This is a genomic window from Corynebacterium sp. CMW7794, from assembly GCF_001563605.1.
Taxonomy (GTDB): Bacteria; Actinomycetota; Actinomycetes; order Mycobacteriales; family Mycobacteriaceae; genus Corynebacterium; species Corynebacterium phoceense.
Map to the genome: position 1 here is coordinate 1 of NZ_KQ961746.1, position 5,960 is coordinate 5,960.

Annotated in this window: 5 protein-coding genes; 1 reads left to right on the forward strand and 4 read right to left on the reverse strand. The window is 63.7% G+C overall.

From position 1 onward, the window contains the following. Positions 1-243: 243 nt before the first annotated feature. Both HMPREF3227_RS07985 and pta read right to left on the reverse strand, forming a co-directional pair. Positions 244-1,464, reverse strand: a complete 1,221-nt coding sequence (locus tag HMPREF3227_RS07985) for an acetate kinase (protein ID WP_066491212.1) — start codon at positions 1,462-1,464, stop codon at positions 244-246. A 6-nt stretch (positions 1,465-1,470) separates the two neighbouring features. Further along, positions 1,471-2,814 carry a phosphate acetyltransferase gene (gene pta / locus HMPREF3227_RS07990; RefSeq protein WP_066491209.1) on the reverse strand — a complete coding sequence of 448 codons (1,344 nt, stop codon included), beginning with the start codon at positions 2,812-2,814 and terminating at the stop codon, positions 1,471-1,473. Positions 2,815-2,947: 133 nt separating this feature from the next. Between pta and HMPREF3227_RS07995 the strand changes: the two genes are divergently transcribed. Continuing rightward, entirely contained in the window at positions 2,948-3,406 is a 459-nt protein-coding gene (locus HMPREF3227_RS07995; RefSeq protein WP_066491208.1) for a GNAT family N-acetyltransferase, read from the forward strand. 3 nt (positions 3,407-3,409) lie between these two features. On the opposite strand, the gene purT is transcribed toward HMPREF3227_RS07995, so the two are convergent. Together purT and HMPREF3227_RS13565 are read right to left on the reverse strand one after the other, a co-directional pair. Further along, positions 3,410-4,639, reverse strand: coding sequence for a formate-dependent phosphoribosylglycinamide formyltransferase (gene purT / locus HMPREF3227_RS08000; protein WP_066491199.1), 1,230 nt, complete (start codon positions 4,637-4,639; stop codon positions 3,410-3,412). Between the two features lie 230 nt (positions 4,640-4,869). Continuing rightward, positions 4,870-5,960, reverse strand: a 1,091-nt coding sequence (locus tag HMPREF3227_RS13565; protein ID WP_197429510.1) for a hypothetical protein, incomplete at its 5' end; no start/stop codon positions are given.

Consider the following 5,960-nt stretch of genomic DNA (forward strand, 5'->3'; position numbering starts at 1 on the left):
CCCGGGCCAACAGGCTGGCCAGCTCCCCCATAATGGTCATGCACCACACGCTAAAACGAGTACAGCCCTCCGGCAAGCGGAGGACTGCACATTCTATTTGGCACCCAAAAGATACTGGGAATTAGCTGCGCGAACGGGGTCGCGGCGGCAAAAAATTAGCGGTGCTGCGCCGTGCGAACAGCCCACACGGCGCAAAGACGCAGACATGCGAAAATTCCCAGGAGTCTTCCTGTAACGCCGTTCCTAATAAAGTCCCGCTTCGCGTGCCATGGCGGCCACGGCGGCGGACTTCTGCGCGATGGCGAGCTCCTCGTTGGTGGGTACGACGAAGACCTTCACCGGAGAGGTGCGCGTGGAAATCATGCGCGGCTCACGCGACGGCGAGAGGTTGGCTTCCTTGTCAAAGTGGATGCCGTACATGTCGAGGTTGTACAGGGAGTCCTGGCGGACCTCCGTGTCGTTCTCGCCCACACCGGCGGTAAAGGTAATCGCGTCGACGCGGCCGAGCGCGATCATGTACGCGCCAATGAAGCGGCGCAGCGCGTGGATGTAGATGTTGTACGCCAGCCACGCGTCCTGGTCCTCGTTCTGGATGCGCTCGCGCAGAACACGGAAGTCGTTGACGCCAGCCAGGCCCTTGACACCGGACTGCTTGTTGAGCAGGTTGTCGATCTCATCGATAGACATGCCCGCCTGGCGAGCCAGGTGGAAGATGATGCCAGGGTCAATGTCACCGGAACGGGTACCCATGGCCAGACCGGCCAGCGGGGTCAGACCCATGGAGGTGTCGATAGCGCGGCCATTGCGGATGGCGGCGGCCGAGGCACCGTTGCCCAGGTGCAGCGTGATCTGGTGAACGTGGCCTGGGTCGCGGTCCAGCAACTTCGGGACCTGCTGCGAGACGAACTCATGCGAGGTGCCGTGAAAACCGTAGCGACGGATGTCGTACTGGGAGGCAACCTCATTGTTGATGGCATACAGCGCAGCGGCTGGCGGCATGTGGTTGAAGAACGCGGTATCGAAGACCGCCACGTGCGGGATGTTGGGCAGCATGGCGCGCGCGACGCGGATGCCGTCCAGGTTCGCCGGGTTGTGCAGCGGTGCCAGCGGGATGAGGTCTTCGATCATCGACTCGATCTGGTCGGTGATGAGCTGCGGCTCGGAGAAGAGCTTGCCGCCGTGGACGACGCGGTGGCCGACGGCGATGACGTCGACATCCTGGGGGCCAACACCGTGGTCGTGCATGATCTCAAAGGCACGCTCGAGGCCGAAGGAGTGCGTGGGGATTTCCAGCTCTTCCTTGTAAGCCTCGCCGCCCGTCTTGACGGTGACAGCGCCCATGGGCTCGCCGACCTGCTCGACCAGGCCGGACACGAGCGGGGCGTCCGTGGCGGCGTTCTCGGGGTTGACGAGCTGGAATTTGACGGAGGAGGAACCAGAGTTGAGGACGAGTACGTACGACAAGGCTATTTACGCTCCTACCTGAATTGCAGTGATGGCGACGGTATTGACGATGTCCGGGACGGTCGCGCCGCGGGAGAGATCGTTGATGGGCTTGTTGAGGCCCTGCAGGATGGGGCCCACGGCCAGCGCGCCAGCGGTGCGCTGCGCCGTCTTGTAGGCGATATTGCCGGCCTCGAGGTCCGGGAAGACAAAGACGGTGGCCTGGCCGGCGACCTCGGAATCCGGGGCCTTCTTCGCAGCCACGCCCGGGTCGCAGGCGGCGTCGAACTGCAGGGGGCCGTCGACCTTGACGGTGGAGTCCAAGGCGCGCGCGGCCTCGACTGCGGCGACGGAGCGGTCCACGTCCGGGCCGGAGCCCGAGGTGCCCGTGGAGTAGGACAGGATGGCCACGCGCGGGTCAATGCCGAACTGGGCAGCCGTGCGCGCGGAGACGACGGCGATTTCGCCCAGCTGCTCCGCGGTCGGGTTGGGGTTCACGGCGCAGTCACCGAACGCCCACAGGCGTCCACGCATGACCATAAGGAAGATGGAGGAGACCACGGACGCGCCCGGAACGGTCTTGATGATCTGGAAGGACGGCTTGATGGTGTGCGCCGTGGTGTGGGCAGCGCCAGAAACCATGCCGTCCGCCAGCCCCTTGTGGACCATCATCGTCGCGAAGTAGGAGATGTCCTTCATCGTCTCGCGCGCTTGCTCGATGGTCACGCCCTTCTTCTTACGCAGCTCCGCGAAGTCCTCTGCGAACTCCTCGGCCAGCGGCGAGGTGAGGTGGTTGATGAGCGTCGCGTCCGAGAGATCCACGCCGAGCTGTCTCGCGCGAACCGTAATCGTCTCCGGGTCGCCCAGGATGGTGAGCTTGGCAATACCGCGCGCGAGCAGTTGGCCCGCGGCGAGCAGGATGCGGTCATCGTCGCCCTCCGGCAGCACGATGTGCGCGCCCACGGCCTTCGCCTTCTCCAGCAACTGGGCCTCGAAGACGGACGGGGACATGACGGGCTCCAGCGCGCCAATCGGGGCGAGCGCCCCCGGCACCTTGTCTAGGCTGTCCACGGCAACGGCGGTAGCACGCAGCTCCTTGGCGTGGCGCAGCGCGAGGTCTGCGGCAACACCGGAGCCGACGATGATGAGCGGCACGCCCAGTGCCGCGGCGGAAATCGCGTCGAAGTGGGAGTCGCCCGTGCCGCGGATGAGCCCCTGGATGCGCGGGCCCGCCGCGACGATCTCGGGGACGGAAGACAGGCCTTCAACGGACGTCGCCTCGAGCCCCAGGGTCGTAGCAAGAGCGTCGACGTCAAGGCCATCAAAGCTGCGACCAGCAACGGTCACGAGCGCGGAACGGGAGGCGGTCATAGGAAAATCCTTTTCTATAGCACAATATGGCGCGCGTCACTGGCGCGCCCGAATAGTGATCGTCTCTACCTTACCGACTTGACCACGGACAAGAGAAAATCTTGAACCACGTCACAGACGTAGAATGCGTCACATGACAGATTCGATAACCGTCGCGTCCCTCCACGAGCTCAGTCCCTTGCAGGTCCATGCACTCTACAAGCTGCGCGTGGATATCTTCGTCCACGAGCAGCAGGTCCCCTACGCCGAGATTGATGACACGGACGCCGCGGCGACCACGCGTCATCTTCTCGCCACGGATGACTCCGGCGCGGTGCTCGGCGTCGGCCGCGTCTACCCGTCCACGATTGACGGCGAGGAGGTCCTCCAGTTCGGTCGCTTTGCCGTGACCCCTGCCGCGCGCGGCACCGGCGTCGCCCGCCGCATCATGGAACAAGCCCTCCAGCTTGCCGATGCCCCCTCTACCCCACTGCCGCTCTACCTCACCGCCCAAAAGCCGCTCACCGACTACTACGGCGGCTACGGCTTTGACGTCTGCGGTCCTCAGTACGACGACGAGGGCGTGCCCCACGTGCCCATGATTCGCCGCTAGGGTCTACAACTCCTCAGGAGTCGCGGTGACGGAGATTTTGGTGGCCGCGAGGTTAGCGCGATCGCGGGCGAGGTCAACGGTCTCACCGGTGGCGGTGACCAGGCCCATGCGGCGGCCGACGTAGGCGCCGGGCTTGCCAAAGAGACGCACGTCCGTTTCTTCATAGGCGAGGGCCTCGGCAAGGCCGGTGTAGGCGACGTCCTGAATATCGGAATCCGCATGCAGGATCACGGAGGCGCCGGGGCTCACGAGGGTGACGTCAATCGGATAGCCCAGGATGGCGCGGGCATGAAGCTCAAACTCGCTGAAGCGCTGCGTGTACGCGGTGACCATGGCGGTATCGGAAGGCCGGGGCGAGACCGAAGAGAAGTAGACGTCGTCGCCGGCGACGAAGACCTCGACGCCGTACACACCGCGGCCGCCGAGCTCATTGGAGATACGCGCCGCGACGGAGCGGGCGTTGTCCAGGGCATCCTCGCTCATCGCAAGGGGCTGCCACGCCTCCATGAGATCGCCGTTCGCGTGGCGGTGGCCGATGGGTTCGCTAAACCACGTGGCCAACTCGCCCGTCTCCGGATCGATGGAACGCACGGCCAGGATGGTGGCCTCATAATCGAAGTCGACGAAACGCTCGGCGACGAGACGGTGATGGTCGCCGACGACGCGGTGGACTGCGGTCCAGGCCTCGGGGGCATCGGCAGCATCACGCACAATCATGTGGCCGCGGCCGGAGGTCGCGGTATCGGGTTTGACGATGCACGGGTAGCCGAGCTCCTCACAGGCTGCGGCGAGCTCCTCCTCGCTCTCTGCAAACTTATACGCCGAGACGGGCAGGCCCAATGACTCCGCGGCTGCGCGCATGCTCGCGCGGTCCTGCGTGAGCTCGCACGCACGTGCCGTGGGGACAACAACGGCCTGGCCTTCCTCCTCGAGCTGCTTGAGCGCGCTCACCGCGACCATCTCGACCTCAGGCACGACGAAGTCCGGCTGCACCTCGCGGACGAGGTTGAGCACCGCCTGTTCATCGTTGACGTCCGCGACGTATGCGAAGTGCGCGACTTGCTGCGCCGGCGCGCCCTTGTAGCGGTCCACCGCGTGGACCTCGAGGCCTAAGTTCTGGAACGCGCTGGCCAACTCCTTGCCCAGCTCGCCGGCGCCGAGGAGCAACACGCGGGTGGCATTGCGGGCAAGTGGCGTGCCAACGAAGTCAGCAGCAGGCTGCGGCGTGGTCATGGTGGATTCTCCTTCGAGGGACCCTGAAATAGACATTGTGGCCATTATTCCACGCCTGGGTGCAGCCCTATTGGCAGGGCGCGCAGTGTCACGGGCGTGCTCGCTTGCCGATGCCCCCTCCCCCAAGATCGCCGCAAGCCCCAACCACCGCAGTCACTGCGGTGGTTGGGGCTTGCGCATACCGGTGAGCAATGCTCACCAGAGGTTCACGAGAAACCTACCTTAAAGGATTACTTCTTGGAAGAACCATCCTTCGGGGTGATCGAGGAGTTACCGTTGGTGTCCGCCTCAATCTCGGAAGACAGGGAAGAACCATCGAAGGAAGCGGAGGAACCTTCATCCTTGGAGGAACCCTGACCAGCCGGCAGGCAGGAGTCAATAACCCAGCTCAGCGCGAGGATACCAGCGGCTGCGAGGGCGATGCCGCCTGCAACCTGGCCCACCATCGGACCGTACTTCTGCAGCTGCGCATTAAGGTCAGCAGCCTGCTTAGCGAACGGGCCCTTGTAGATGCCCAGCTGCTTCTGCAACTGCGAGTTGGCGTTAGCAATCTGGGAGTTCACATTGCCGAGCGCCTTCTCGAACTGAGCCTTAATCGGCGCCATGCCCGGGATATTCACCTGGTCGGCGAGGCCAACCGGAATCAGGAGCAGCAGCGGCAACGACGTGGTCGCAATCGCCGGGATGCACTTCGGGTTGAGACCTTCCTTGGCCTTCTCAATCGTGACGGTCACCGTGTCAATGACCTTGCCGTCCTTGTCCTTGACGGTAACGACAATCTTGTCACCCGGCTTCGCATCCTTGCTCGGGGTCACAACCAAGTTACCCTCAGCATCAATGTCTGCCGTGCCCGGACCAGTTACCTCGGTCGTGGTGCCATCAGCGACAGCGCCACCCTTGTTCGGCAGCTTGATCTCAGTATCCGGAGTGGTGGAACCATCCTTCCAATCCGGGGCGTCCGTAGCCGCAGGCTCCGTCACCTTTACCGTGACGGTGTCAATGACCTTGCCGTCCTTGTCCTTGACGGTAACGACAATCTTGTCACCCGGCTTCGCATCCTTGCTCGGGGTCACAACCAAGTTACCCTCAGCATCAATGTCTGCCGTGCCCGGACCAGTTACCTCGGTCGTGGTGCCATCAGCGACAGCGCCACCCTTGTTCGGCAGCTTGATCTCAGTATCCGGAGTGGTAGAGCCATCCTCCCAATCCGGGGAGACAACCTCCTCCGGCTTCATGTTCGGATCAGTCTTCTCATCCGTCTGGTTCGGATCCGCAACGGTCTTACCGGACTCATCCACCTTGGTGTTGAGCTCGTCACCGT